Below are 4,082 nucleotides of genomic sequence, written 5' to 3' on the forward strand. Positions count from 1 at the left end.
GCACAGCGCATGGAAGACCTGACTGTGACGCTGGCGGTCAACAAGAGCTGAGACAGAACCTTTCCTGTCCAGCCCCAGGCTCTCATCCGCGCGCCGCGCATTCGGCAGCATAAAAATGCTCGCCTCCCGCCGACAAGAGTTTCATATTATCTTGCAGCCACGATTTTTGCGCTAAGATGCAACGATGCCGGGCGGGACAGCTTGATGGTGGCGTGGGTTGCCGCGTGCCGTTCCTCGCTGCCGACGGTTCCGTTTACAGGGGAGATGTACCATGAGCCTTCGTATCAACGACATTGCGCCGGATTTTACCGCCGAGACCACGCAAGGGACGATCAAATTCCATGACTGGATCGGCGACGGTTGGGCGATCCTGTTCAGTCACCCGAAGAATTTCACGCCGGTCTGCACGACCGAGCTTGGCACGATGGCGGGGCTCGAAGGCGAGTTCAAGAAGCGCAACGTCAAGATCATCGGCATTTCGGTCGATCCGGTCGAAAGTCACGGCAAGTGGCAGGACGACATCAAGACGGCGACCGGTCATTCGGTGAACTATCCGCTGATCGGCGACAAGGACCTCAAGGTCGCCAAGCTCTACGACATGCTGCCGGGCGGTGCCGGCGAGACGTCGGAGGGCCGCACGCCCGCCGACAACGCCACAGTGCGCTCGGTCTACGTCATCGGACCGGACAAGAAGATCAAACTGGTGCTGACCTACCCGATGACCACGGGGCGCAATTTCGATGAGATCCTGCGCGCGGTCGATTCCATGCAGCTCACCGCCAAGCATCAAGTGGCGACGCCGGCGAACTGGAAGCAGGGCGAGGACGTGATCATCACCGCGGCCGTTTCCAACGAGGATGCAATCAAACGCTTCGGCGCTTATGAGACCATCCTGCCGTATCTGCGGAAGACCAAGCAGCCGTCGGCCTGACCGCTCGGAACAGTTTTTGGCTTTCCTGTCGCCGCGAGCGAAAGGATACTTGACTGGCTCACCCGAGCGGACAACCATGCTCCTCTCGGGTGTCGTCAGAGAAAATCATTCCTGGCGACCGAGAGTTGGGGAAGCCGGAATTGGACGTAGCTTTGGCCAGGCCGCAGGTCAGCGGCTTCTATGACAAGCCGACCGGCGCCATCCAGTATGTCGTCGCCGACCAGGCGACGAAGCGATGCGCCATCATCGATCCGATCCTTGATTTCGACGAGAAATCCGGTGCTACGGCAACGACGAATGCCGATGTCATGCTCGACTTCGTCAGCGAGCAGGGACTGAGCGTCGAATGGATCCTCGACACCCATCCGCATGCCGACCATTTCTCGGCGGCGCATTACTTGAGAGAGAAGACCGGCGCGCCGACGGCGATCGGCGACAGGGTCATCGAGGTCCAGAAACTGTGGAAAGCGATCTACAACTGGCCGGATTTTCCCGCCGACGGTTCGCAGTGGGACAGGCTGTTTAGAGAAGGCGAAACCTTCCAAGTGGGTACCCTTCCGGTCAAGGTGCTGTTCTCGCCCGGACACACGCTGGCCTCCATCACCTATGTGATCGGCGATGCCGCCTTCATCCACGACACGCTGTTCATGCCCGACAGCGGCACGGCGAGGACGGACTTTCCCGGCGGCAGTGCCGCGCGGCTCTGGCGCTCGATCCAGGACATATTGGCGTTGCCGGACGAGACGCGGGTGTTCGTCGGCCATGACTATCAGGCCGGCGGCCGCGAACCTTTGTGGGAAAGCACGGTCGCCATACAGAAGGCTACCAACATCCATCTTGCCGCCGCCTGCAGCGAGGCCGAGTTCGTCGCCCTGCGCGAGGCGCGCGACAGGACGCTGCCGATGCCGCGGCTGATCCTGCATGCGCTGCAGGTCAACATGAATGGCGGGAGGCTGCCCGAACCCGAAGCCAATGGCCGGCGGTACCTGAAGTTTCCGCTGGACGGGCTTTGAGGGGCCGTTGGTGAAGCTGCCAATCTCGACCCTTGCGGGGGAGATTGGCTGTCGCCCCCGTTCGCCAACTCCCAATCAGCCACAAAAAAGGCGGCGCCAGGTTTCCTGGCGCCGCCTTGATTTTTTGTTGCCTTAGCTAACCTTACGCCGCCGGCTGCGCCTCAATCGTGCGCAGCGCCTGGGTCTGGCGCTTGGCGGCGGCCTTGACCGCGTCCTGCACCTTCTCGAAGGCGCGCACCTCGATCTGGCGCACGCGCTCGCGGCTGATGTCGAACTCGGACGACAGCTCTTCCAGCGTCAGCGGCTCTTCGGCGAGGCGACGGGCCTCGAAGATGCGCCGCTCGCGCTCGTTGAGCACGGCAAGAGCGCCCGACAGCATGCCGCGCCGGTTTTCCAGCTCGTCCTGCTCGATCAGCATCTCTTCCTGGCTTTCGTGGTCGTCGACCAGCCAGTCCTGCCATTCGCCGGATTCGCCTTCGCTGGCCCGGATCGGGGCGTTGAGCGAGGCGTCGCCGGACAGGCGGCGGTTCATCGACACCACTTCGGCTTCGGAAACGTTCAGCCTTGTGGCGATCTCGGTGATCTGGTCGGGCTTCAAGTCGCCGTCGTCGAGCGCCTGGATCTTGCCCTTCACCTTGCGCAGGTTGAAGAACAGGCGCTTCTGGTTGGCGGTCGTGCCCATCTTGACCAGGCTCCACGAGCGCAGGATGTACTCCTGGATCGAGGCCTTGATCCACCACATGGCGTAGGTCGCGAGGCGGAAGCCGCGCTCGGGTTCGAATTTCTTGACGGCCTGCATCAGGCCGACATTGCCTTCCGAGATCACTTCGCCGATCGGCAGGCCATAGCCGCGATAGCCCATGGCGATCTTGGCGACGAGCCTGAGGTGGCTGGTGACGAGCTTGTGCGCAGCGGAGGTGTCTTCATGCTCGGCGTAACGCTTGGCGAGCATGTACTCTTCCTGCGGCTGCAGCATGGGAAAGCGGCGGATTTCTTCCAGGTAGCGGCTGAGGCCGCCTTCGCCGGAAACGATACTGGGTAGTGACTGGGCCATGATAGCGCCCCCTCTCTATTGGAGTGATGCCCCCGAAACGCGGCGGGCATGTGACGCGAGCACCAAAAGGCTCGCCCGCGACATCAGATCTTATACAGGAACAAAACCAGAAAAGACAGGCATTTGTTCAACACGAAACAGTGTGTCACGGTGAAGTGAACAATGTCAGTCAGGTTTTTTGATGGCTTGTCGGTGACGGGTTCAGAGCTTGCGGAAGCCGCCGACGAGTTCCTCCATGTCCCTCGGTAACGGCGCCTCGAACCTCATCGTTAGATGGGTAGTGGGATGGCGAAATGCAAGGAGCCAGGCATGCAAAGCCTGCCGGGGAAATGCCTTGACCTGGCTTTTCAGCGGTTCGGGCAGCCGGTTGGCCTTGGTGCGGAAGGCTTGGCCGTAATCGGGGTCGCCGATCACCGGATGGCCGATATGCGCCATGTGGACACGGATCTGGTGGGTGCGGCCGGTCTCCAGCCGGCATTCGACCAGGCTGGCCGTGGCGAACTCCTGTTGGCTCTCGCCGAAGCGCTCCTGCACGGTGAAGTGGGTGACCGCATGGCGGGCGTCGTCGCGTCCTTCCGGCACCACGGCACGGCGCACGCGGTCGGCGGCGCGGCCGAGCGGCGCGTCGACCCTTCCGGTCGGCCTCTGCGGTATGCCCCAGACCAGCGCCAGATAGGCACGCTCCAAGTCGCCGGTCAGGCCGTGATCGGCGAAAGCCTCGGACAGTGACTTGTGGGCGCGGTCGGTCTTGGCGACGACCATGACGCCGCTGGTCTCCTTGTCGAGGCGGTGGACGATGCCCGGCCGGCGCACACCCCCGATTCCTGAAAGGCTGTCGCCGCAATGATGGATCAGCGCATTGACCAGTGTGCCGGTCCAGTTGCCCGCTCCGGGGTGCACGACAAGCCCGGCCGGCTTGTTGATGACGATCAGTTCGTCGTCCTCATAGAGTACATCGAGTGCGATGTTCTCGCCCTGCGGCTCCGCCGGCTCCGGCTCCGGCATGGTAACCGACACGCTCTCGCCCGGCGCCATCTTGCGCTTGGTCTCGTCGACGGGCTTGCCGTCGACCGAGACCAAGCGC

4 protein-coding genes are annotated in these 4,082 nt (G+C 62.5%); 2 read left to right on the top strand and 2 right to left on the bottom strand.

Translation table 11 applies throughout. The features are described from left to right. Positions 1–271 precede the first annotated feature (271 nt). Together EN984_RS25010 and EN984_RS25015 are read left to right on the top strand one after the other, a co-directional pair. Positions 272–931: a peroxiredoxin gene (locus EN984_RS25010; protein WP_127260439.1), complete on the top strand. Its 660-nt coding sequence runs from the start codon at positions 272–274 to the stop codon at positions 929–931. A gap of 140 nt (positions 932–1,071) precedes the next feature. Then, positions 1,072–1,944, top strand: a complete 873-nt coding sequence (locus tag EN984_RS25015; RefSeq protein WP_127271973.1) for an MBL fold metallo-hydrolase — start codon at positions 1,072–1,074, stop codon at positions 1,942–1,944. Positions 1,945–2,086: 142 nt separating this feature from the next. On the opposite strand, the gene rpoH is transcribed toward EN984_RS25015, so the two are convergent. Together rpoH and EN984_RS25025 are read right to left on the bottom strand one after the other, a co-directional pair. After that, on the bottom strand, positions 2,087–2,998 hold the full coding sequence (gene rpoH / locus EN984_RS25020; RefSeq protein WP_127268033.1) for an RNA polymerase sigma factor RpoH: 912 nt from the start codon (positions 2,996–2,998) through the stop codon (positions 2,087–2,089). 201 nt (positions 2,999–3,199) lie between these two features. Continuing rightward, on the bottom strand, positions 3,200–4,082 hold an 883-nt coding region (locus EN984_RS25025), incomplete at its 5' end, for an RluA family pseudouridine synthase (RefSeq protein WP_164765628.1).

The organism is Mesorhizobium sp. M7A.F.Ca.CA.004.12.1.1 (assembly GCF_003997835.1).
Taxonomy (GTDB): domain Bacteria; phylum Pseudomonadota; class Alphaproteobacteria; order Rhizobiales; family Rhizobiaceae; genus Mesorhizobium.